Source organism: Neoroseomonas terrae, from assembly GCF_018129025.1.
In the GTDB taxonomy this organism is placed as follows: domain Bacteria; phylum Pseudomonadota; class Alphaproteobacteria; order Acetobacterales; family Acetobacteraceae; genus Neoroseomonas; species Neoroseomonas terrae.
Map to the genome: position 1 here is coordinate 123,572 of NZ_JAAEDI010000014.1, position 22,250 is coordinate 145,821.

21 protein-coding genes are annotated in these 22,250 nt (G+C 70.0%); 14 read left to right on the forward strand and 7 right to left on the reverse strand.

Annotated features, from left to right (window positions below; translation table 11 throughout):
- Positions 1 to 5: 5 nt before the first annotated feature.
- The 3 genes from GXW78_RS14390 (at position 6) to GXW78_RS14400 (ending at position 2,957) form a co-directional block, all read left to right on the forward strand.
- Positions 6 to 1,061 carry an amidohydrolase family protein gene (locus GXW78_RS14390; RefSeq protein ID WP_211869514.1) on the forward strand — a complete coding sequence of 352 codons (1,056 nt, stop codon included), beginning with the start codon at positions 6 to 8 and terminating at the stop codon, positions 1,059 to 1,061.
- A complete protein-coding gene (locus GXW78_RS14395; protein ID WP_211869515.1) occupies positions 1,058 to 2,050 on the forward strand; it encodes a Bug family tripartite tricarboxylate transporter substrate binding protein in 993 nt (330 codons plus the stop codon). The genes GXW78_RS14390 and GXW78_RS14395 overlap by 4 nt, the downstream gene beginning before the upstream one ends.
- Positions 2,051 to 2,171: 121 nt before the next feature.
- Positions 2,172 to 2,957: an IclR family transcriptional regulator gene (locus GXW78_RS14400; RefSeq protein ID WP_211869516.1), complete on the forward strand. Its 786-nt coding sequence runs from the start codon at positions 2,172 to 2,174 to the stop codon at positions 2,955 to 2,957.
- A gap of 50 nt (positions 2,958 to 3,007) precedes the next feature.
- Here the strand turns inward: GXW78_RS14400 and GXW78_RS14405 are convergent, their stop codons facing one another.
- Entirely contained in the window at positions 3,008 to 3,976 is a 969-nt protein-coding gene (locus tag GXW78_RS14405; protein ID WP_211869517.1) for a Bug family tripartite tricarboxylate transporter substrate binding protein, read from the reverse strand.
- A 243-nt stretch (positions 3,977 to 4,219) separates the two neighbouring features.
- Here GXW78_RS14405 and GXW78_RS14410 point away from each other — a divergent pair, with 243 nt between their 5' ends.
- From GXW78_RS14410 to GXW78_RS14420, 3 genes are read left to right on the forward strand one after another with little or no spacing between them, the layout of a single operon-like run.
- Positions 4,220 to 5,413 carry a CaiB/BaiF CoA transferase family protein gene (locus GXW78_RS14410; RefSeq protein WP_211869518.1) on the forward strand — a complete coding sequence of 398 codons (1,194 nt, stop codon included), beginning with the start codon at positions 4,220 to 4,222 and terminating at the stop codon, positions 5,411 to 5,413.
- Entirely contained in the window at positions 5,410 to 6,207 is a 798-nt protein-coding gene (locus tag GXW78_RS14415) for an enoyl-CoA hydratase/isomerase family protein (RefSeq protein ID WP_211869519.1), read from the forward strand. The genes GXW78_RS14410 and GXW78_RS14415 overlap by 4 nt, the downstream gene beginning before the upstream one ends.
- A 20-nt stretch (positions 6,208 to 6,227) precedes the next feature.
- The gene (locus GXW78_RS14420) at positions 6,228 to 7,199 is read left to right on the forward strand and encodes a Bug family tripartite tricarboxylate transporter substrate binding protein (RefSeq protein WP_246522202.1); all 972 of its coding nucleotides are present in this window, start codon (positions 6,228 to 6,230) and stop codon (positions 7,197 to 7,199) included.
- Between the two features lie 524 nt (positions 7,200 to 7,723).
- Here the strand turns inward: GXW78_RS14420 and GXW78_RS14425 are convergent.
- The 4 genes from GXW78_RS14425 to speB all read right to left on the reverse strand — a co-directional run bounded on the left by GXW78_RS14425 (position 7,724) and on the right by speB (position 13,584).
- Positions 7,724 to 9,427, reverse strand: a complete 1,704-nt coding sequence (locus tag GXW78_RS14425) for an acyl-CoA dehydrogenase family protein (protein ID WP_211869520.1) — start codon at positions 9,425 to 9,427, stop codon at positions 7,724 to 7,726.
- A gap of 41 nt (positions 9,428 to 9,468) precedes the next feature.
- Positions 9,469 to 10,875: a homospermidine synthase gene (locus tag GXW78_RS14430; protein ID WP_211869521.1), complete on the reverse strand. Its 1,407-nt coding sequence runs from the start codon at positions 10,873 to 10,875 to the stop codon at positions 9,469 to 9,471.
- A 29-nt stretch (positions 10,876 to 10,904) separates the two neighbouring features.
- The gene (locus GXW78_RS14435; RefSeq protein ID WP_211869522.1) at positions 10,905 to 12,131 is read right to left on the reverse strand and encodes a type III PLP-dependent enzyme domain-containing protein; all 1,227 of its coding nucleotides are present in this window, start codon (positions 12,129 to 12,131) and stop codon (positions 10,905 to 10,907) included.
- A gap of 556 nt (positions 12,132 to 12,687) precedes the next feature.
- Positions 12,688 to 13,584, reverse strand: a complete 897-nt coding sequence (gene speB / locus GXW78_RS14440) for an agmatinase (protein ID WP_211869523.1) — start codon at positions 13,582 to 13,584, stop codon at positions 12,688 to 12,690.
- A gap of 65 nt (positions 13,585 to 13,649) precedes the next feature.
- Here speB and GXW78_RS14445 point away from each other — a divergent pair, with 65 nt between their 5' ends.
- From GXW78_RS14445 to GXW78_RS14455, 3 genes are read left to right on the forward strand one after another with little or no spacing between them, the layout of a single operon-like run.
- Complete coding sequence (locus tag GXW78_RS14445) at positions 13,650 to 14,828, forward strand: pyridoxal phosphate-dependent aminotransferase (RefSeq protein WP_211869524.1); 1,179 nt, start codon at positions 13,650 to 13,652, stop codon at positions 14,826 to 14,828.
- 53 nt (positions 14,829 to 14,881) lie between these two features.
- Complete coding sequence (locus GXW78_RS14450) at positions 14,882 to 15,073, forward strand: hypothetical protein (protein WP_211869525.1); 192 nt, start codon at positions 14,882 to 14,884, stop codon at positions 15,071 to 15,073.
- On the forward strand, positions 15,070 to 16,455 hold the full coding sequence (locus GXW78_RS14455; protein ID WP_211869526.1) for an amidase: 1,386 nt from the start codon (positions 15,070 to 15,072) through the stop codon (positions 16,453 to 16,455). Before GXW78_RS14450 ends, GXW78_RS14455 begins: the two co-directional genes overlap by 4 nt.
- Before the next feature lie 33 nt (positions 16,456 to 16,488).
- Here the strand turns inward: GXW78_RS14455 and GXW78_RS14460 are convergent, their stop codons facing one another.
- Positions 16,489 to 17,286 carry an RMD1 family protein gene (locus GXW78_RS14460; RefSeq protein WP_211869527.1) on the reverse strand — a complete coding sequence of 266 codons (798 nt, stop codon included), beginning with the start codon at positions 17,284 to 17,286 and terminating at the stop codon, positions 16,489 to 16,491.
- A 3-nt stretch (positions 17,287 to 17,289) separates the two neighbouring features.
- Positions 17,290 to 18,675 (reverse strand): aspartate aminotransferase family protein, encoded by a 1,386-nt coding sequence (locus tag GXW78_RS14465; protein WP_211869528.1) that lies wholly within the window; start codon positions 18,673 to 18,675, stop codon positions 17,290 to 17,292.
- A 143-nt stretch (positions 18,676 to 18,818) separates the two neighbouring features.
- On the opposite strand from GXW78_RS14465, the gene GXW78_RS14470 reads away from it, so the two are divergent.
- The 5 genes from GXW78_RS14470 to GXW78_RS14490 all read left to right on the forward strand — a co-directional run bounded on the left by GXW78_RS14470 (position 18,819) and on the right by GXW78_RS14490 (position 22,247).
- A complete protein-coding gene (locus GXW78_RS14470; RefSeq protein ID WP_211869529.1) occupies positions 18,819 to 19,415 on the forward strand; it encodes a HupE/UreJ family protein in 597 nt (198 codons plus the stop codon).
- 87 nt (positions 19,416 to 19,502) lie between these two features.
- Positions 19,503 to 20,171 (forward strand): hypothetical protein, encoded by a 669-nt coding sequence (locus GXW78_RS14475; RefSeq protein WP_211869530.1) that lies wholly within the window; start codon positions 19,503 to 19,505, stop codon positions 20,169 to 20,171.
- A 77-nt stretch (positions 20,172 to 20,248) separates the two neighbouring features.
- Positions 20,249 to 20,731: a MaoC family dehydratase gene (locus GXW78_RS14480; RefSeq protein ID WP_211869531.1), complete on the forward strand. Its 483-nt coding sequence runs from the start codon at positions 20,249 to 20,251 to the stop codon at positions 20,729 to 20,731.
- A 17-nt stretch (positions 20,732 to 20,748) separates the two neighbouring features.
- The gene (locus tag GXW78_RS14485) at positions 20,749 to 21,459 is read left to right on the forward strand and encodes a metal-dependent hydrolase (RefSeq protein ID WP_211869532.1); all 711 of its coding nucleotides are present in this window, start codon (positions 20,749 to 20,751) and stop codon (positions 21,457 to 21,459) included.
- Positions 21,456 to 22,247: an enoyl-CoA hydratase/isomerase family protein gene (locus tag GXW78_RS14490; RefSeq protein ID WP_211869533.1), complete on the forward strand. Its 792-nt coding sequence runs from the start codon at positions 21,456 to 21,458 to the stop codon at positions 22,245 to 22,247. Before GXW78_RS14485 ends, GXW78_RS14490 begins: the two co-directional genes overlap by 4 nt.
- Positions 22,248 to 22,250 lie beyond the last annotated feature (3 nt).

A 22,250-nucleotide genomic window follows, 5' to 3' on the forward strand; every position in this document is an offset into this window, starting at 1 on the left:
GCGGCATGGCACAGCACTATCTTTCGGTGCGCGAGGACTGGCTCGCGCAGACGCGGGAGGAACCGCTCGATCCGGCGCAGCCGATCATCGACGCGCATCATCACCTGTGGGACCGGCCGGGCTGGCGCTACCTCGCGGATGACTTCGCCCGCGACATCGCGCAGGGCGGACACAATATCCTCGCCAGCGTCTATGTGCAGGCGCGCGCCATGCTTCGTGCCAGGGGCGCGGAGGAATTGCGCCCGGTCGGCGAGACCGAATTTGCCGCCGGCATGGCGGCGATGAGCGAGAGCGGCGGCTACGGGCCCACGCACATCTGCGCCGGCATCGTCGGCTTTGCGGATCTGCGGCTGGGTGCGGCGGTCCGGCCGGTGCTCGAGGCGCATATCCGCGCCGGCGGTGGCCGGTTCCGCGGCATCCGTCACATCGCCGCCTGGGACCCCGATCCGACCATGCTGAATCCCGCGTATCAGCCGGGGCAGCACATGCTGCTGGACCCCGTCTTCCGCGCCGGCTTCGCGGAGCTGGCGCCGCTCGGGCTCAGCTTCGATGCCTGGCTGCTGCACCCGCAACTCGACGACCTCGTCGACCTCGCTCGCGCCTTCCCGGGCACCGCCATCGTGCTGAACCATATCGGTGGACCCCTCGCCATCGGCCGCTACGCGGGCCGAAGGGAGGAAGCGCGGCTGGAATGGGCTGGCGCGATGCAGCGCCTCGCCACCTGCCCGAACGTGCATGTGAAGATCGGCGGGCTGTCGATGCGCATGCTCGGTTTCGGCTTCGAGGCTCAGGAGCGACCGGCCTCCTCCGCCGAGCGGGCTCAGATCTGGCGGCCCTACGTGCAGACCTGCATCGAATTGTTCGGCGCGCAGCGCTGCCTGTTCGAAAGCAACTTCCCCGTCGACAAGGGCGCCGTCGGCTACGGCGTGCTCTGGAACGCGTTCAAGCGCCTCGCCGCCGGCGCATCCGCACAGGAGAAGGATGATCTCTTCTGGCGGACGGCGGCCCGTGTCTATCGCCTCGATGGTATTCCCAGCCTTCGGGAAGGAATGGTGCAATGACTCTTTCCCGCCGCCACGCGCTCGCAGGCCTCGCCGCGCTGCTGCCGCTCCCCGCTTTGGCACGTGACGACTGGCCGACGCGGCCCATCCGGTTGATCATTCCCTTCCCACCCGGTGGAAGCTCGGATCTTGCAGCCCGCCTCATGGCCGATCGGCTGGGCGCGAAGCTCGGCCAACCCGTGGTCTGCGACAACCGCCCCGGCGCCAGCGGCATCATCGGCACGGAAGCGGTCGTGCGCTCGGCCCCAGATGGATACACGCTGCTCTATGCCAGCGTCGGCAACGCCGCGATCAACTATCCGCTCTATGGCGCGCGGCTGCCCTATCGTCCGAGCGACCTGACCGGCGTCGGGCTGATCGCGGCAGCGCCGAACCTGATCGTGGTGCGCAGCGACTCGCCATTCCGCACTCTCGGCGACCTCGTCGCCTTCGCGCGCGCCAATCCCGACAAGCTCAATTTCGGCACGACCGGCCTCGGCTCCTCGGTGCAGATGACGGGCGCGCTGCTCGCCGCCTCGACGGGCATCGAAGTCACCACCGTCAACTACCGCGGCGGCGGGCAGGTGGTGCAGGAACTCATCGCCGGCACCATCGACTACGCCGCCGACGGCATCACCGCGTCGGCGGGGCACATCCGGGATGGCCTGCTGCGCGGCCTCGCGGTCACGCAGCAGGAGCGCAGCGCGGCGCTGCCCGACGTGCCGACCACCGTCGAGGCGGGCTTCCCCGAGGTGTTGGCGACGGCCTGGTTCAGCATTCTCGCCCCCGCCGCCACGCCACGTGCCATCGTCGACCGGGTGGGGGCGGAGATGCAGGCCGCCCTAGAGGAGCCGACGGTGCAGGAGCGCCTTGCTAGTCTGGGCGGGGGTCCGCTGCCGCTGCCGCTGCCGGGCGGGCGCACCACACCCGCGGCCTTCGATGCCTTCATTCGCGAGGAAATCGGGAAGTGGACCGCCGTGGTCGAACGGACCGGGCTGCGCGCGCAATAGGACGCGGCGGGGAAATGCGCGCTCCGGTGCATTGCCTCGCCGGCGGCGGGCCGCCTGCAGGCAGGCATCCGGCCGCCGGCGGGATTCGCTGTCCGCATCGTCATGCGCTAGGCAGAACACCATGAAATCGCCGCGCAGGTCAGCCGGCGGCACGGGTGACGGCCCGGCCGCGGGCAACGACTACACGATCGACGTGCTGACACGGACCGTGCAGGTGCTGCGCGCCCTGTCCGGCGCCACCCGCCCGCTGCAACTGACGGAGATTGCAGCCGCCGCGCAGACGACCAGTTCGACGGCCTTCCGCATCCTTTGGAATCTCGAACGCGCGGGCCTCGCCGACCGCAGCAGCGGCGAGGGCTACGCCCTCGGGCCGCTGGCCCTGGTGCTCGGCGCCAGCTACGGGGCGCAGAATGTCCTCGTCAATCGCGGGCGCCCGCTGGTGGACCATCTGCGGGACGAGACGGGCGAGACCTCCGCCCTCGTCATCCGCGACGGCGCGTTGCGTTTCTGCCTCTACCACGCCGAAAGCCGTCAGGCGGTGCGGCGCAGCCTGACGCTCGGCCCGCTCGGCGAACTCTGGCGCGGTGCGGCGGGCCGCCTGCTTTTCGCCAACCTGCCGCCAGCGGAGCGCGCCGCCGTCCTGTCGCTGTATCCGCAGGCCGGCCAGGATGATGCCAACCTCGTTGCCACGCATGAGAATGGCGTGGTCAGCGCGATGCGGGACACCAGTGCGGACATCTGGTCGGTGGCGGCACCGGTGCGCCTGCCGGACGGCCAGGTCATCGCGGCCGTGGCCTGCACCGGGCCCATCCAGCGCTGCGACCAGCGCCACCTCCAGCATTGCCAGGTCCTGACCGCGGCGGCGGCACAGACCCTGTCCGCCGCCATTGTCGGCACGCCGCGATAGCCGCGGGCCCGTCCACGGAAGCTCGGCCGGGAGCTGCCGGCCGGCCCGTCTCACTCGATCCTGATGCCGCCTTCGCCGATCAATGCCGGAATGCTCTGGCGCTGACCCGCCAGGAAGGCCGCAAAGTCCCGCGGGGAACTGCCCTCCGCGACCGCGCCCATGGCCTCCAGACGCGCGCGAACGTCGCCATCGGCCAGGGCCTCGCGGATGGCTTCGTGGTATCGCTCAGCGATGGCCGCGGGCGTGCGCGGTGGCAGCATGACGCCGTTCCATTCGTCGCGCTCGAAGCCGGGGAAGCCCTGCTCGGCAATGGTCGGGATGTCCGGCAGCACGCCGATCCGGCTGGCCGAGGTCATGCCGACTGCACGCGCCTTGCCGTCGCGCGCCAGCGGTGCGCCCGAGGCGACGGTTGCGATCACCATGGTCAGGCGGTTGCCCAGCAGGTCCTGCAGCGCGGGCCCGATGCCGCGATAGGGCGCGTGGATCGCCTCCACCCCGGCGCGCTTCAGCAGGTCGAGCATGGCGAGATGGGAGGCCGTCGCCATCCCTGAGGTGCCGTAGGACGCGGCGCCATTCTGCTGACGCAGATGCTCCACCAGGGCAGGCAGGTTCGCCACCCCCAGTTCCTGCGGCAGCAGCAGGATCTGCGGCAGAACGATGACCCGGCTGACGGGAACGAGCGTCGCGTCATCGTACGGCATATCGGGCACGATGAAGCGGGCCACCAGATATGGCGTGGCGCTGATGACCAGCGTGTGGCCGTCCGGCGCGGCCCGTGCTGCCTCGCCGGTGCCGATGGTGCTGCCGCCGCCGGCGCGGTTCTCTACCACGATCGGTTGGCCGAGGATGCGCGACATAGGGCGTTCGAGCAGCCGAGCCGTGGTGTCGGCACCACCGCCCGGCCCATAGGGAACGATCAGGCGTATCGGGCGGCTGGGCTTCCAGGCTTCGGCGAGCGCCGGGGTGGCAAGCATTGCGAGTGTGCCGGTCAGCATGCGGCGGCGCGCGATGCGGAACATCTGGTTTCCCCCTCTGCGGTAGCGCCGCAGGTTTTCGTGGAATGAAAATACGATTTCACTTTACCCGTAGCGCGGTCGCACCTGGGCGGCAAGCGCGCCGGGTGTGCTTGTGCAGCTACCTGCCTGTCGATATATTATCCACTGGAATTATATTTTCATCTATCAAAAACATAGCCTAGCGATGGGCAGGAGACGCAGCAGCATGCATGGCAACAACCGCTCATCCATCCGGGAAGCGTGCCGGTGACGGCGCCGCAGCCCGCATTGGCGGGGATCCGCGTCCTTGACCTCAGCCGCGTGCTCGCGGGGCCGTCCTGCGCGCAACTCATGGCCGACCTCGGCGCGGATGTGATCAAGATCGAGGATCGCCAGGGCGACGAAAACCGCCGCTGGATGCCGGTCGTCGATGGCCGTGGCGCCAACTACTTCAGCGCCAACCGCGGCAAGCGGGGCATGACGCTGAATCTCAAGAGCCCGCGCGGGCAGGAGATTCTGGAAGCCCTCGTCCGCCAGGCCGACGTCCTGATCGAGAATTTCCCGCCTTCCACCGCAGAACGGCTCGGCCTGTCCCATGCGCGGCTGATCGGCGTGAATCCGCGGCTGATCCATTGCTCGGTCACCGGCTATGGCAGCAAGGGTCCGCTCCGCGACCGCCCGGGCTACGACAACATGCTTCAGGCCTTCAGCGGCATGATGGCGATGACCGGCGAGCATGACAGCGGCCCGGCGCGGCTGGGCCCGTCGGTGATCGACCTCGGCACCGGCATGCTCGGCTTCGCGGCGATCTGCGCCGCTCTGCTGGCGCGGCAGATGGGTCGCTCCGAAGGGCAGCACGTCGAGGTCTCACTGATGCAGACCGCGCTGGCTCAGCTTGGCTACCACTACACCGCCTACACCATGGCGGGCGCGGTGCCCGAGCGCTCCGGCTCGGCGGTCTGGCACATCGTGCCCTACCAGGCGTTTCGCACCGCCGATGGCTGGATCCTGGCCGGCGCGACCAATGACGCCGTGTGGCAGCGCATGGCCGCGGTGCTCGGCGTCCCCGAACTCGCCACGCATGAGGACTATGCGACGACGGCGGGGCGCGTGCGCAACCGGGCTCAGCTGATCGGACTGATCGAGCCCATCTTCCTGACACGTGGCACCGAGAGCTGGCTCGAGGCGCTGGATGCCGCGCGCATTCCGTGCAGCCCCGTCTACGACATCGCGCAGGCACTCGCCCATCCGCAGGTCGAAGCGATGGAAATGGTCATGGAGGTGCCCGACGACCGCGGTGGCGTGCTGAAACTCTGCGGCGTGCCGCTGTGCATGTCGGCCACCCCGACCGTGACGGCACGTCGCCCGCCGGATCTCGGTGAGCACACGGACGACATTCTCAACGAACTCGGATTCTCGGCGCAGCAGATCGCCGAGCTGCGCAAGGAGGAAGCGGTATGACGACGGGTACCATTCGGCAGGAGCGCCGCGCCGACGGCGTCGTCACGCTGTGGCTCGACAACCCGGCGATGCGCAACGCGCTGAATGACGCGATGATTGATGCGCTGATCGCCTCGCTGCGCGATCTCGGCCGGGATCCGTCCTGCCGCGCCATCGTGCTGCGCGGCGTCGGCGGCATCTTCTGCGCCGGTCGCGAGCTGAACAACCTCCTGCAGCTTCAGGGCGCGGATGCCGAGACGATCGCCGCCACCTACCAGGTGCTGCGCGAGCTGAACGAAGCGGTCTACTACTGCGGCAAGCCGACCATCTCGGTGCTGGAGCGCTATGCGCTCGGCGCCGGGGCGGCGCTCGCCACCTGGTCGGATCTTGCCATTGCCGCGGAAGACACGCTGCTCGGCTATCCCGAGGTGAAGGTCGGGCTCCCGCCTTCCCAGACCACGGTCAGCCTGATCCGCGGCGTGCCGCGCAAGATCGCGATGGACCTGCTGCTGACCGCGCGCAATATCCGCGCCGAGGAGGCGCTGCGCATCGGGCTCGTCAGCCGCGTGGCACCCAAGGGCGGCATCGACGCACTCCTCGAGGAGATGCTGGGTGAGCTGCTCCGCGCGAGCCCCGAAGCGCTGGCGCGGACCAAGCAGGTGGTGTGGAAGGTCGAGGACGCCGACTACCACAGCGCCGTGGCCACGGCGGTGGACTGCATCTGCACCGCCATCACCACGCGGGAGGCGCGCGAGGGGATCTCGGCCTTCGTCGAGAAGCGGCAGCCCGACTGGGCGCAGGCGCGCAAGGCATGAGGGGTCCCGGAGGAGCCACCATGACGACGACCATGACGCGGCGTGGCATCGCGCTGTCAGCCACCGCATTGCTGGCGGCGCGTCCTGCGGCGGCGCAAGCCTTCCCCGACCGGCCGGTGCGCCTGATCGTGCCCTTCGCCCCGGGCGGCCCGGCCGACGTGCAGGCACGGCTGCTCGCGGCAGGCATGAGTGAACGGCTTCGCCAGTCGGTGGTGGTCGAGAACCGCTCCGGCGCCGGCGGCATCGTCGGCACGGATGCGGTCGCGAAGGCGCCGCCCGATGGCCATACGCTGGTGTTCAGCAGCACCGGCGCGGTGGCCATCACCATCCATATGGTGGCCAACCCGCCCTATGACCCGGCGCGCGCCTTCGCGCCGGTATCGATGATCACGCGGGTGCCGATCCTGCTGATGACGAATCCGCGTCTGCCGGTACGCACGCTGCAGGAACTGGTGGCCGTGTCGAAGACGCGGCCGCTGAACTTTGGCTCCTCAGGCCCCGGCAGTTCGGTGCACCTCGCCGGTGAGTTGTTGCGCATGCGCACGGGGATGCAGTTCACGCATGTGCCGTATCGTGGCGCGGCGCCGGCCACGATGGCCGTGGTTCAGGGGGAGGTGGATTTCGCGCTGCTCGATCCCACCGCCCTGATCGAACAGGTCCGCAGCGGCGCCGTGCGCCCCATTGCGGTGACGAGTGCCGGGCGCAGCCCGGCCATGCCGGAGGTGCCCACCTTCGCCGAGGCCGGCGTGCCGGGCATCGAGCTGGAAAACTGGTATCCGGTGCTCGCACCGGCAGGGACGCCGCCCGACCGGCTGCAGGCGCTGTTCGGTGCCATTCGCGGCACGCTGGAACAGCCGGCGCTGCGCGACCAGATCACCAACAGCGGGGCCGCGGTCGTCGCCAGCACGCCCGAGGAGACGGCCGCCTACATCCAGGCGGAGATCCCGAAATGGGCCGAACTTGTGCGCAGCTCCGGCGCGCGCATGGACTAGGTTTGTAACCGACTGACGTGAAGGGTGCGGGGGGTTCGGCCTGGCAAGCGGGGGTGCGGATGCCCTCCGCCGGGTTCGCGCGTACTGGCGAGCACCGTCGGCAATGGGGAGCGGGGATCGCGCGACGCTGCGGCCGCGCTCCCCGCACTCGCGGAGCATTCATAGGAAGAAGAATTGCCACGGCCCCTGCGACGTCGCGAAACTTCCGCGCGGCCCGGGGGTTCTGCCCTGGCGCAGCAAAAAGGGCGAAACCATGGCACGTTCCAATTCCAGTCGCCCCACCCCTGGCACGGATGGTGTCGCTGATCTCAGCCCCGACGCCAAGCAGGCGCTGGAGAAGCTGGCCTCTCGCGCGGCGGAGAAGCCTCGGGCCGCTCGGCGGCCCCGCAAGCCCTTCCTGGCGAAAAGCCTGGTGCCGGGCATGCGGGCCTAATCCGGGCACCGAGTTCGCTGCCCCGCGAGCAGATGGAAAGCGCGGTCAGCGGGCTTCGATGCGGTGCTGGCAACGGCTCCGGCGGCCGGCATCATCCCGCGGCACCGGTATCCGCCAACAGGACGTCAGGGATGTCCTCGGCTGTTGCGGCAAGCGGATCGCGCGGCAGCACACGATGCGCCAGCACCATCGCCGCCAGGATTCGCCGTTGCGGTTGATGTGATGCGGCCGCCTCCCACGCCATCGCGGTTGCGGAAGCGACATTGTACAACGCCGTCCCGGCCTGCCGTGCCAGTACCGGACCGCCATCGGCGCCGGGGTGGCGTGCCAGCGCGAAGGCGCGGTCCGTGGCGTCGGCAAGCGCCGGCAGCGGCTCGGGTGTCGCTGCGCGCAACTTAGCGAGCTGCGCTTCCAGCGCCTCCAGCGAGCCCTCCCGCGCGGCGGCGCGCAGAACGTCGAGGGCGACGATGTTCGATGTTCCTTCCCAGATCGAGCCGAGATGCGCATCGCGCACCAGCCGCGCGTCGGGAAAGTCCTCGATGTAGCCGCAGCCGCCGCGCACCTCCATCGCATCGCCGGTGACGACGCGCGCATCGCGGCAGGCTCGAAACTTCAGTAGCGGCGTCAGGATGCGCAGCAGCGCATAGGCATCCGGCTCGCCGGCGTCGGCTCGCCGCAGCGCCTCGGCCGTCTGGAACACCATCGTGCGTGCCTGCTCCGCGCGGACCAGCATCTTCGCCAGTTGCCGCCGCATCAGCGGCAGGGCGACGATCGGCGTGCCGAAGGCGATGCGCCGGTGCGCGATGTACAGCGCCTCGGTCACCGCCTTGCGCATCATCCCCGCCGCGCGCACGCCGTTCGACAGGCGGGAATTGTTCACCATGTCGGCCATCTGGCGCATGCCGGCGCCGGGTTCGCCGATCATCCACGCGGTCGCCCCCTGCAGGGTGATCTCGCCGCTCGCCATCGACCGCGTCCCGAGCTTCTCCTTCAGTCTGACGATGCGGTAGCGGTTAGGCGTCCCGTCCGGCAGCACGCGCGGGAGCAGGAACAGGGACACACCCTTGATACCCGGCGGGGCGCCTTCGGGCCGCGCCAGCACCATTGCAAGTTCAGCGTCGGCGTTGGAACAGAACCACTTGTCGCCGCTCAGCGCCCAGGAGCCATCGCCATTCGGCGCGGCGGTCACGGCGGTGTTGGCGATGTCCGACCCCGCACCCTGTTCCGTCATGAACATCGCGCCCTGGAACAGGTCGTCCATGTCCTGCGACGTCAGCGCCGGCAAGTAGCGTTTCACCAGCTCCGGTGCGCCGAACTTGCGCAGCGTGCGCGTCAGGCTGTCGGTCATCGATACCGGGCAGCACAGGCCGAATTCCGCCTGCACGAACAGATAGGTGATGGCGTACTTCGCCGCCGCCGGCATCGGCGCCGGCCAATCCAGCACGCCGCCACGATGCGAAAGCGCCGCCAGACCGTATTCGCCGAAGGCCAGCCGCTCCATCTCGCGATAGGCGGGATGGTAGGCGATGGACTGCGCATCCTCTCCGCGCCGCGTACGGTGCAGCAGTTCCGGCGGATTCAGGTCCGCGGTCGATGCGAGATCGGCGAGCCGACCGCCCGCCAGCCCGCCCAGCCGGTCAAGATGCGGCGTCAGGTGATCGAGCAGATCCGGCGGCAGATACAGCGGCAGCAGCGCCGCCAACGCGGGATCGGCGCGATACAGATTGAGGCCGCGGCTGTCCGGCACGGCCTCGGCACCCACGGGCGCGGGGCGGTTTGGTCGGATGATGGTCATGGGCGTCTCCTCACCGTGGAGGATACGCCCATGCCCGGTACTCAGACGACCCGGAAGTTCTTGAACTGCCAGGGGCAGTCCGCGTCCACATCCTCGGGGAAAAGCTGCCCGCGATCCTGCAGCGGCGTCCAGTCCGTGTAGACCCCCGCCATCTCGCCCAGATAGGGAAAGCAGATCTCGAGCGCCCGCGCATGGTCCAGCTCATCCGCCTCGAGCACGCCCTCATTCGGGTTCTCGATCGCGTAGACCAGCCCGGCCAGCACGGCGACGCAAACCTGGAGGGAGGTCGCGTTGTTGTGCGGGCAAAGCGTGCGCGCTTCCTCGACCGTCAGGCGGGAACCGTACCAGTAGGCCCCCTTCTTGTGCCCCATCAGCAGCACGCCGAGCTCATCCATGCCGGAGGTGATCTCCTCCATCATCAGGCGCTTCTCGGGCTGCATTTCCCAGTTGCCGCCGGCGAACTCATGCACCGACAGCACCGCGTCGTCGCAGGGGTGATAGGCGTAGTGCGCCGTCGGGCGATGCGTGACCGCGCCCGACGCATCCCGCACCGTGTAGTAGTCGGCGAGCGAGATCGACTCATTGTGCGTGATCAGGAAGGAGTGCATCGGCCCTTCCAGCGGCGTCCAGGACCGCACGCGCGTCGAAGCGCCCGGGCGCATCAGGTAGATCGCCGCGTCGCAGCCGAAATCGTGGCGGCGGCCGTCTTCCGGCAGGCCCTTCTCATGGCTGCCCCAGCCGAGCTCGGCTGGCTGGCAGCCTTCGCCGGTGAAGCCGTCGATCGACCACGTGTTGACGAACTCGCCGCGCTTCTTCGGGCGGCCGGCGGCGACCTGCGTGTCGCGCTCGGCGATGTGCATCACCTTCACGCCGAGATCGGCGGCGAGCTTCGCCCAGCCTTCGCGGTTCGCCGGCGCGGTCGCGTCGTGGCCGACATCCTTCGCGATGTTCAGCAGCGCCTGCTTCACGAAGTGGGAGACGAGGCCAGGGTTCGCGCCATGCGTCGTCACCGCAGTCGGGCCCGCGCCGGTCTTCAGCGCCAGCGCCGATTCACGCAGCGCGTAGTTCGACCGCTGCGACGGCGTCAGCGACGGGTCGGTGTAGCCGCCGAGCCAGGGCTCGATGCAGGTGTCGAGATACAGCGCGCCGATCTCCCGGCACAGCGTGATCAGCGCGACGGAGGACACATCGACCGACAGGTTGCACAGGAAATCGCCCTTCGACAGGCGCGCGCGCAGCTCGGCTTCGTAGTTGTCGCGCGTCAGCGGCAACACGGTGTGCTTTACGCCCATCTCGGCGGCGATGGCCGCGCCGCGGTCATCAGAGGTGACGATCTCGATGCGGTCCTTCGGCATGTCGATATGGCGGAGGATCAGCGGCAGGACGCCCTGGCCGATCGAGCCGAAGCCGAGCATGACCATGCGGCCCGCAAAGGCGGCGTGCTTCATCGTTCCGTATCCTTGTGACTGCGAGTGAATCAGGCGGCGCGCGCGGGCGCGCCTGCCTCATAGCCCGGCGTGGCGAGCATGGGCGAATCAGACACTTCCGTGACATGCGCCCGGTCGAAGCCGTTGAAGGCGGTGCGCAGCGCGGTGCCGTAAGCGCCAAGCTGGCCGATCTCGATCCAGTCGCCTTCCGCGACGTCGGCGGGCAATATCCAGGGACCGCGCATCACATCCGCGCTGTCACAGGTCGGACCGAAAAGCGTAAAGGCGCGCTCCACCTCGGCGGCCTCGCCATCCAGGCGGATCAGACGGTGCGGGAAGCGGAAGCCGGGCGCGCCGGCATCCGACAATGCGCCATAGACGCCGTCATTCACATACAGCGCATCGCCGCGCCGCTGCTGCACCTGCACGACGACGGAGGCACCACCCGCGACCAGCGCGCGGCCCGGCTCGGCCCACAGCCGCACGCCTTCCGGCAGCAGCGCGGCACCCGCGCGTATCGCGTCCATGAACAGGTCGAGCGCCGGCGGCTCGCTGCCCGGATAGGCGACCGGGAAGCCGCCGCCGACATCGACGATCTCGACGGCCACATCGGCGGCCGCGATCACCTCGGCGGCGAGCGCCAGCGCGCGCGTCCAGGCGGACGGGTCCATGCACTGCGAGCCGACATGGAAGGACAGGCCGAGCCGCGCCGCATGCGGCCGCGCCGCGCGCAGCAGGGCAGCGGCTTCCGCCGGCGCCGCGCCGAACTTGCCCGACAGGTCATAGGCCGCGTTGCCCTTCGGCAGCGCCAGCCGCACGACCAGGCCGAGATCCTCGCCGTCGCCGGTCTCCTCCAGGATCTTGGTCAGCTCGCCATCAGTGTCGAGCACGAAGTCGCGCACGCCGTGCTGCTGCCAGGCGCTGCGGATCGCGCCGCGCGACTTCACCGGATGCATGAAGTGGATCGCGGCGTCCGGGAACAGGGAACGCACGAGACGCACCTCGCCCTCCGAGGCGCAGTCGAAATGCGTGACGCCCCCGGCCGCGATGGCGCGCAGCACGGTCGGCTCGGCGTTGCACTTCACCGCGTACAGCACATCGCCCGGGAAAGCGGCGACGAAGGCGCGCGCCGCCGCGCTCACGGCCTGCGGCCGCAGGCAATGCACCGGCTCCTCCGGGCGCAGGGACGCAACCACGGCATCCACGCTCGGGCGGCGGGAGGAAAGGGCGGGGCGGCGGAGCGGCGCGACGGCGCCGCGGGGGCGGATCTGGGTCATCGCATCAGGACTTTCGGGGCGAGAAGGGCGCGCCCGCCGCCGCGCCTCAGCCATCGTGGGCCGGGCGCGGCGGCGGGGAATGAGGGAGCCTACCGGCGGTCTGCCGCGGACGACGCCCCGCGACCCCCTCGGCCCTTGCGAGCTTAGGGACGGGACGGCGGCGCAGCGGCGCGGATCAGGCGCTGCGGCTGATGCGATGGGGTTCCATCGCAAGGCGGCGGACAGGCGACACAGGCGGCTCCCTCGAACCTTCCGGCCCACATGACATGGCCGGATCGAACAAAGGACGCGTCCCGTCGTTGCTTGTGGCCCGGGAAATCGGGCCTCGCGGCACGTGCGATGGCGTCAGCGCCCGTACCGTCGGGCGCAGACGGGAAATAGTGCTGCTGGGCATAGGATTGCAAGTGAAATCTCGCGCGACTCCATTAAAGGTCGCGCATATCGCCCGGATTCTTCCCTAGGATCGCCGGAAACTCTCCGGTGAGACAGGATATTTCGTGCTTGACGCCGGCAGGGGTTCGAAGTTGCGAAAAGTGCGAGCCGTGTGATGCCTCGCTCAGTCCCGCACCGCCTGTAAGCAGAGGTACTCCCAGCCGATCGTCGCCGCCGCCAGCGCCGTGATCTCCGACACGTCGTAGGCTGGCGCAACCTCCACCACATCGGCGCCGCGGAAGTCGATGCCGGTCAGCCGCCGCAGGATGCCCTGCGCCTGCCAAGTGGCGAGGCCGCCAATCTCCGGCGTCCCGGTCCCTGGCGCGAAGGCCGGGTCCAGCCCGTCGATGTCGAAGGACAGATAGGCGGGTCCGTCGCCCAGTACGGCGCGTATCTGCGCGGCGATGGCCGCTGGCGTGCTCTCGTGCACATCCTGCGCCGGGACGATCGTCACGCCCTGGCCGCGCGTCCACTCATACATGTCGGGCCAGGCGGGTGCGCGGATGCCCACCTGGATCATCCGCTTCGGCGCAATCAGCCCCTCGGTGATGGCGTGCCAGAACACGGAGCCATGGGCGAAGCGCTGGCCGAAATTGTCTTCGGACGTATCGAGATGCGCGTCGATGTGAACGACCCCGACCGGCTCCCCGATCCGCTTCACCAGCGCGCGCAGCAGGGCGAGCGTAACGCCATGCTCGCCCCCGAAGGCCAGCAGATGGTTCAGGCCGGCGGCCTGCTCCTCGATCCGCGTGAGGCTCGCGGGGATGTCGCCCAGCGCGAGCTCGAACTCGCCGAGGTCGGACAGGTCCAGCGCCGTCGGATCGACGCCGCTGTCCGGATGCCGCCCATCCGTCAGCATGCGGGCCGCGGCGCGGATGGCGCGCGGCCCGTCCCGGGACCCGGCGCGGTTCGTCGTGCCGATGTCCATGGGAATGCCGGCGACGCAGAACGTCGCCTTCCGGTCGTACAGGCGGGCGCCGAGGAAGGCGTGTGGGGCGGCGAAGGTGACGGGTGTGACCATGGTGCTGTTAAGCCCGCCGCCCGGGACGCTGTCCAGAACAGGCACGGTTCGCTACCACCAGGGCCATGACGCCCTTTCCGACCGGCCCGCGCACCGCACTGGACGACATCCCCGGCTCCCTGATCCGGGAGGTCTCGGAGGCCGGCCGCGGCATCCCCGGCCTGATCCGCCTGTTCTTCGGGGAACCGGACACCGTCACGCCCGGCTTCATCCGCGATGCCGCCAAGGCCGCGCTCGATGCGGGGGAAACCTTCTACGCGCCGAACCCCGGCATCGCGCCGCTGCGGGAGGCGATCTCCCGCTACCTGATCCGCAACGGGCGCCCGGTGCCTGCCGAGCGCATCGCCGTCACCACCTCCGGCGTCAATGCGCTGATGCTGGTCGCGCAGGCGCTGCTCGATCCGGGCGACGAGGTGGTGATCCCGATGCCCGCCTGGCCGAACATGGACGGCATCGCGCGGGTAATGGGCGCGCGCGTCACGCCGCTGCCGCTGCGCATCGCGAACGGCGTCTGGCGCGTGGACATGGATGAGTTGCTGGCGACCGTGACGCCGGCCACGCGGATGCTCTTCCTCAACAGCCCAGGGAACCCGACCGGCTGGACGCTGGGCCCGGAAGACCAGCGCACCATCCTCGACCATTGCCGCCGCACCGGCACCTGGATCCTGTCGGACGACGTCTATGAACGGCTGTACTTCCCGGCCGCGGCGGCGCCGTCCTTCCTGTCGATCGCGACCGAGGAGGACCGCGTCGTGTCGACCAACTCCTTCAGCAAATCGTGGTCGATGACCGGCTGGCGGCTCGGTTGGATCGTGGCGCCGCCGGCGCTGATGGACGCGCTTGCGAAGCTGAACGAGTTCAACATGTCCTCCGCACCGACCTTCGTGCAGCACGCGGGCGTCGTCGCGCTGGACCAGGGCGATGCCTTCATTGCCGAGACGCGGGCGCGGTATCGCGCGTGCCGCGACCTCGCGCTCGGCATCCTCGGCGCCGTGCCGGGCGTCGCGGCGCCGCGGCCGGACGGCGCGATGTACCTGTTCCTGCGCGTGGAAGGCTGCACCGACAGCGTGGCCCTGGCGAAGTCCCTCCTGACCCTGGCCGGCGTCGGCCTCGCGCCGGGCGCGGCCTTCGGGGCGGGCGGCGAAGGCCACCTCCGCCTATGTTTTGCCCAGAGCGAGGATCGTCTCGGCGCCGCTTGCAGTCGCGTCGCGCAGGCGCTGTCGGAGCGCCCAAGGCAGGGTTGACCTTCGTGGCGGGTCGCGCAGCATGCCCCGACCGCAGCCAAGGACGCAGCGCCATGCCCGAGCCGATGGACAAGCCGCAATTCGACGCGCTGATCGCGCGCCACGGCATTCCGCTGACCGAGGCCGAGCGCGAAGGCATCCGCGCCGTCACCGGCCATATCCTCGCGATGGCCGAGCGCGTCCGTACCCCGCGTGAGGCCGGCGCGGAGATGGCTGTGACCTTCGGGCCGAAAGCCGCGCAATGACCCCGACCATCGCCGGGGCCGCGGCGCTGATCGCGGCGAAAAAGCTCTCACCCGTCGAGCTGATGAAGGAATGCCTGGCCAAGGCCGAGGCGCTGAACCCCGAGATCCACGCCTTCATCCGCTTCACGCCCGATCTCGCGCTGAAGCAGGCGCAGGCCGCCGAGGCACGGCAGATGGCCGGGACGCTGAAGGGGAAGCTCGACGGCATCCCGATCGCCCACAAGGACATCTACGAGACCGCCGGCATCCCGACCACGGCGCATTCGCGCGTGCTGGAGAACCACGTCCCCAAGACCGACGCCGCGGCTGTGCTCGCCTGGGCCGAGGCCGGCGCGGTCACGCTGGGGAAGCTCGCGACGCATGAATTCGCCTGGGGCGGGCCGTCCTTCGACCTGCCCTGGCCGCCGGCGCGCAACCCCTGGGACACGTCCCGCTTCACCGCCGGCTCCTCCTCCGGCACCGCCGCGGCGGTGGCGGCCGGCGTCATCCTCGGCGGGACGGGCTCCGACACGGGCGGGTCGATCCGCGGGCCGGCGGCGCTGTGCGGGACGGCGGGTATCAAGCCGACCTTCGGCCTCTGCTCGCGCGTCGGCGTGCTGCCGCTCTCCCACAGTCTCGACACCGTCGGGCCGCTGGCCTGGACAACGGAAGACTGCGCGCTGCTGCTTGACCCGTTGACCGGATATGACCCTGCCGACCCATCCTCCGCGAACCGGCCGAAGCCCGACCTGATTTCCGGACTCAACGGCGGGGTGAAGAGCCTGCGCGTCGGCGTCATCCGCCACTTCCACGAGACCGACGCGCCGGTGACGCCGGGTGTCGCCGCGGGTATCGCGGATGTGACGAAGACGCTGGAGGACCTCGGCGCCATCGTCACCGACGTGACGCTGCCGCCGCTGCAGGATTTCAACGCGGTGGGCTGGCTGGTGCTCGCCGCCGACGCCTTCGCGGTGCACGAGCCCTGGCTGCGCACGAAGTACCGCGAGTACGGGGAATTCCTGCGCGAGCGGCTGGCGCTGGCCGCGACGATCACCGCCGCGGACTACCTGCAGGCGCAGCGGCGCCGGCGGGAACTGTGCGATGCCGTGGCGCGGGCGATGCAGCGCTGCGACATCCTGCTCACGGCCGGCGCGCTCAGCGAGGCGCCGCCGATTACGGTGCCGGGCAAGTGGACCTCCTTCGAGGCGCCGAACTTCACCAACCCGTTCAACATCACCGGCCAGCCGGGGCTGACGGTCTGCGCCGGCTTCGGGGAGGGGGGGCTGCCGGTCGGCGTGCAAATCATCGGCCGGCCCTTCGAGGACGCGACGGTGCTGCGCGCCGGCCATGCCTATGAACAGGCGACAGGATGGCGGGCGAGGCGGCCAGCGATGGCGGGGTGAGAAGGCGGCAACGGAGCCCCTCGACAGCCGCCATCACCGTCCGAGCAGCGGCGCCAGCACGTATTGCCAGAGGGTGAACACCACCTCGATCCCGACCAGCACGACCACGGCGACTTCCAGCCCCAGCGCACGGCGCCCATGGATCAGCGACAGCACCCCCTCCGTCGTGTCGCCGATCAACGACAGCTTGCGGTCCAGCGCGTCGCTGCGCTCCTTCAACTCGTACTCGTCCGCGAGACGCGCATGCAGGCGCTCCAGCGACGGGTGGTCCCACAGCAGCTCCGGCTTGTCCTCCGCCTCGACGCGCGCCGTCGTGCGGCTGCGCGCCGCAAGCGCGTGGCCGATCTGCCGGTGCAGCGCGCGCGATGATGCCGCGAGCCGCCCCTCGGTGCGCAGGGTGGTGACGATCGGCTCCAACCGGTCCAGCGCCTCGGTCAGCAGCACTTCCTGATGGGCCAGCGCCGCGCTCTTCGCGAGCGCATCCGCCACCACGGCCAAGCGCGGCACGGACAGGTCCCGCAGCCGGATCACGCCGTCGGGGTCGACGCCATCCTGCTCGGCCTCGTCAGCAATCTGCGCCACCTCCTCGATCGGCCGCGGCAGCGCGTTGGTCAGCCGCGGCTTCAGCATCTCCACCACGGCGGCTTCCTGCGCCGGTTTCGCTCCGATGAAGACCACCGCGCCCCAGCGGAAGGCGAAGGCGGTAAAGCCCTCGGGGGTCGCCAGCGGCACCGGGTCGAAGGTCGGCGCGCCCTCCCGCGGCAGGCCCCGATGGTCGAGCCGTTCGCCGAGCAACAGGGCACGGGCCGGCAGCCGCGGCGCGGCGGTCATTGGTCAGCCGATCTCGCCTTCCGCGCGCAGGTCGCTGACCGCGGCGCGGAAGGCGGCGACGGTGTCCGAAAGCTCCGCCGGCCCGTGCGCGGCCGAGACCGGCCCGCCCGGCCAGGGCGAGAAATCCACGCCATGCGTGCGCAGCGCGAGCAGCAGCTTCGTCACCGTCTGCATCCCGCGCGGCACCTTGAGATCGGCATAGCCAAGCCCCAGCGGGTCGAAGCCGGTCGGCGAGATCGGCAGCCGCTTCCAGTTGGTGAAGATGTGCACGCCGCCATAGGTGCCATAGACGGCCCAGGGGACGCCCATTTCGACCAGCGCCTGGTTCATCGCCGCGCGGAGGTCAGCGGCGTAGGCGTGGCTGCGCGCGATGGCATCGGCGTCGCGCAGGATCTCCAGCGTCACGATGCCCGCCACGGCCGAGACTGGGTTGGCATTGTAGGTGCCCTGGTGCGGGATCTTCTCCACGCCGCGCGCTGCGGCGCGTTCCGGGTCCAGCAATTCCAGCAGATCGCGCCGTCCGACCACGGCACCGCCCGGCAGCCCGCCGGCGAGGATTTTTGCGAGCGTCGTCAGGTCCGGCGTGATGCCGAGCGCCTCCTGCGCGCCGCCCTTCGCGACGCGGAAGCCGGTGACCACCTCGTCGAACACCAGCACGATGCCGTGCTTCGCGGTCTCGGCGCGCAGCGCGTGCACGAAGCTGTCGCGCAGCGGCACCTGGCCGAAGGTGGAGCCCGTGGGTTCCAGGATGGCGGCCGCGATCTCGCTGCCATGCGCCGCCATCACGGCGGCGAGGCCCGCTTCGTCATTCGGGTCTACCAGCAGCACGTTGCCGGCGAGGTTCTCAAGAATGCCCGGCGTCGGCGTGCCGTCGAAATGGTTGGTCACGCCGAAGGCCATGTGGTCGTGCCAGCCATGGAAATGCCCGCGCAGCCGCAGCAGCTTCGGCCGCCCCGTCGCGGCGCGGGCCACGCGCAACGCCATCAGCGTCGCCTCGGTGCCGGAATTGGTGAAGCGGATCATCTCCGCATTCGGCATCAGTTCCTTGATCAGCGCCGCCCAACGATTCTCCAGCAGGTGGTTCGCGCCGTAATGCGTGCCGTTCGCCAGCTGCTCGGCGACCGCCGCCATCACCTGCGGATGCGCATGGCCGAGGATCAGCGCGCCATGGCCGCCAGCGTAATCGACATACTCATGACCATCGACATCCCATTTCCGCGGCCCGGCGGCGCGCGCGACGGCAATCGGGTGGGGGCGTACGAAGCGCGTATCGTGCGTGACGCCGCCGGGGAAATGCGTGCGTGCCTCGGCATAGGCCGCGGCGCTGCCCGGCGTACGTGCGGCGAAGGCGGCGATGATCGGGGAATTGGTCGGGGCGTTGGTGTCCATCGAGCGGCCTCGGCGGCTGGGCGGGAAGAGCGCCAGCCTGCGCGGGCGGCTGGGCGCTGTCCATCGCCGGCAGCAGGGGAGGGGCCGACCACCCTTGCGGCCACGCCCGGCAGCGGCGAGCATGCCCGGCAAAGGAGACGACCATGAAGCGCCTCGCCGCCCTGCTGGCCCTGCTGCCGCTGCCTGCCGCCGCGCATCACCCCATGGGCGGGGAGACACCCGCGACGCTGTGGCAGGCCATCGCCTCCGGCATCGGCCATCCGGTGATCGGGGCCGACCATCTGGCCTTCCTGCTGGCGGCCGGCCTGCTCGCGGCCATGCTGCCGCTGCGCGCCGGGGTGCTTGCCATTCTCGCCTTCGTCCTCGGCGGCTTCGCGGGCAGCCTGATCCATCTCGCCGGCATCGGCCTCGGTCCGGTGGAAGCCGTGGTGGCCTTCACGGTCCTCGCCGCCGGCGTCGCGCTGCTCTGGGCGCGGCTGCCGGCCGCCGCGCTGCTCGCCGGCTTCGCGGTGGCTGGCCTGTTCCATGGCCACGCCTTCGCGGAAGCGATCATCGGTGCCGAGGAGGGGCCGCTCGTCGCGTACCTCGCCGCGCTGGCGGTGACCCAGGCGGCCATCGGCCTCGGCGTCATGCTGCTGGCCCGGCGGCTCGCCCCCCAATGGCCACGGCTGAGGGAGGCGGCCGGCGCCGGCGTCGCGGTCGCCGGCGGGCTGTTCGTCTACCTGGCCCTGGCCGCGTAGCGAAAGCGGAGTCCCGCCCGGGCCGGAATCTGCGGCATCCTCCCTATCCGGCGCCCATCGCACGCGGCGCCCATCGGGAGGATCGAGATGACACGCATCATGCCACCCGCGGCGATGCTCGCCGCGCTGCTCGCGTTCAGCGGCGGCGGTCAGGCCCAGGCACCCCAGCCGGGCCAGATGACCTTCTTCGTCACCAGCGTCGGCTCCGGCCGTGGCGCCGATCTCGGGGGCCTTGCCGGCGCCGACGCGCATTGCCAGGCGCTCGCCCTCGCCACCGGCATGGGACCGCGCAACTGGCGCGCCTATCTCAGCACCACCGCCGCCGGCGGCAGCCCGGCGGTGAATGCGCGGGACCGCATCGGCCGCGGTCCCTGGCTCAACGCCCGGGGCGTCGCCATTGCGCGCAGTGTCGAGGACCTGCACAGCGACGCGAACAACCTGACCAAGCAGACGGCCCTGACCGAGCGGGGCGAGGTGGTGAGCGGCCGCGGCGACGCCACCAACAACCACGACATGCTGACCGGCTCGCAGCCCGACGGCACCGCCTCCACCGGCAGCGACGACACGACCTGCCGCAACTGGACCTACAGCGGTGCGGACGGATCCGCGCTGGTCGGCCACCACGACCGCATCGGCCTGCGCGACGACGCACCGTCGCGCTCGTGGAACATGTCGCATCCCTCGCGCGGGTGTTCGCAGGAGGGTCTGCGCAGCACCGGCGGTGCCGGGCTGTTCTACTGCTTCGCGGTCGACTGACCGTTACGGGCCGCGCCGCCGGCCGGGGTTGCCCCTGGGGTTGATCGCGGCGCGGCCCCGACCGACACTCCGCGCCGATGCAAGGCACGGAGGAACGCAGCATGCGCATGGTGGAATCACCGGACGCCCTGAAGGCGCTGATCGGCCAGGAACTCGGCGTCGGCGAGTGGCTGGAAGTGACGCAGGCGATGATGGACCAGTTCGCCGAGGTCACCGGCGACCACCAGTGGATCCATGTCGATGTCGAGCGTGCGAAGAAGGAAATGCCGGGCGGCAAGACCATCGCGCATGGCTATCTGCTGCTGTCGCTGCTGCCGAAGCTCGGCGCCGGCGTCTACAAGGTGTCCTGGCCGTCGCGCACGCTGAACTACGGCTCGGACAAGGTGCGCATCATCAATCCGGTGCAGGCGGGCGACCGCGTGCGGCTGCGCCAGGCCCTTGTCGGCGTCGATGACGGCGCGAACGGCACGCACCGCATCGTGGTGCGCCAGACGATGGAGATCGAGGGCAAGGACAAGCCCGCCCTGATCGCCGACACCATCCGCATGACCTTCCCCTGATCGACGGAGCACGACCCATGAAGATCACCTGGTTCGGCCATTCCGCCTTCCGGCTGGAATTCGGTTCATCGGTCGTGCTGATCGACCCGTTCCTGTCGGGCAACCCGGCCTTCGGCGGCGATGTGGAGGCGGCCAGCGCGGGCGCCACGCATGTGCTGCTGACGCATGGCCACGGCGACCACATCGGCGACACCGTCGCGATCTGCAAGCGCACCGGCGCGAAGCTCGTCACGAACTACGATCTCGGCGTCTATCTCGCGAAGCAGGGCGTCGAGAAGTTCGACCCGATGAACACCGGCGGCACCACCGACCAGGGTGATTTCAGCGTGTCGCTCACCATCGCGTTCCATTCCGCGTCGGAGATGGACGACAAGGGCGTGTCGCAATGCCTCGGTTCGCCGAACGGCATCGTGGTGACGCCGAAGGACAAGGCGGAGCCGACCGTCTATCACATGGGCGACACCGACATCTTCTCGGACATGGCGCTGATCGACGAGCTGTATCGCCCGTCCATCGCCATGGTGCCCTGCGGGGACCGCTTCACCATGGGTCCGCGCGCCGCGGCGCTGTCGGTAAAGCGCTTCCTCCCGTCGGTGCGCACGGCAATCCCGTGCCACTACGCGACGTTCGGCCTTCTGCTGCCGGATGCGTCGGGCTTCGAGAAGGAAATGAACGGCGCCAATGCCCGCGTGCTGGTGCCCGAGAAGAACACGGCCTTCACGGCATGAGCGCCATTCCCGGGCTGGAGGATCTTACGGTCTTCCGCGTCGAGGTCGCGGACGGCGTGGCGACGGTCATCATCGACCGCCCGCCCGTCAACGCGCAGAACAGCGCGTTCCGCGACGAGATCACGCGCATCTTCGACGTGCTGCATGAATCCGCGGACGTCCGCGCCATCGTGCTGACCGGCGCGGGCAAGACCTTCTCGGCCGGTGCCGACCTGAAGGACCGGCCGGATGCGACGCGCCCCGGCGCCTTCCCGCGTCATGGCCGCGCCGTGCGCGCCGGCTTCGACTGCGTGATGGAATGCCGCAAGCCGGTGATCGCGGCGGTGAATGGTGCCGCGATCGGCGCGGGCTGCGTGCTCGCCTTGGTCTGCGACATCGTGCTCGTCGCCGAGGATTCGTTCATGTCGATGACCGAGGTCGATGTCGGCCTCGCCGGCGGCGTCGCGCATGTCCTGCGCCATTTCGGCCAGTCCGACGCCCGCATGTTCCTCCTGACGGCGCGGCGGCTTTCCGGCACCGAGCTGTACCGCATGAACGTCGCGTCCGGCTGCTACGGCAAGGACGACCTTCTGCCGGCGGCGCAAGCGATGGCGCGGGAGATCGCGGGCAAGGTGCCGCTGGCCGTCGAGGCCGCGAAGCGGGCCTTCACGCTGAACGAGTACATGCCGCTGCGCGAAGGCTACGTCTACGAGCAGACGCAGACGGCGCTGCTGGCGAAGACCGAGGACACGAAGGAGGCACTGGCCGCCTTCGCGGAGAAGCGGAAGCCGGTGTTCAAGGGGCGCTGAGCC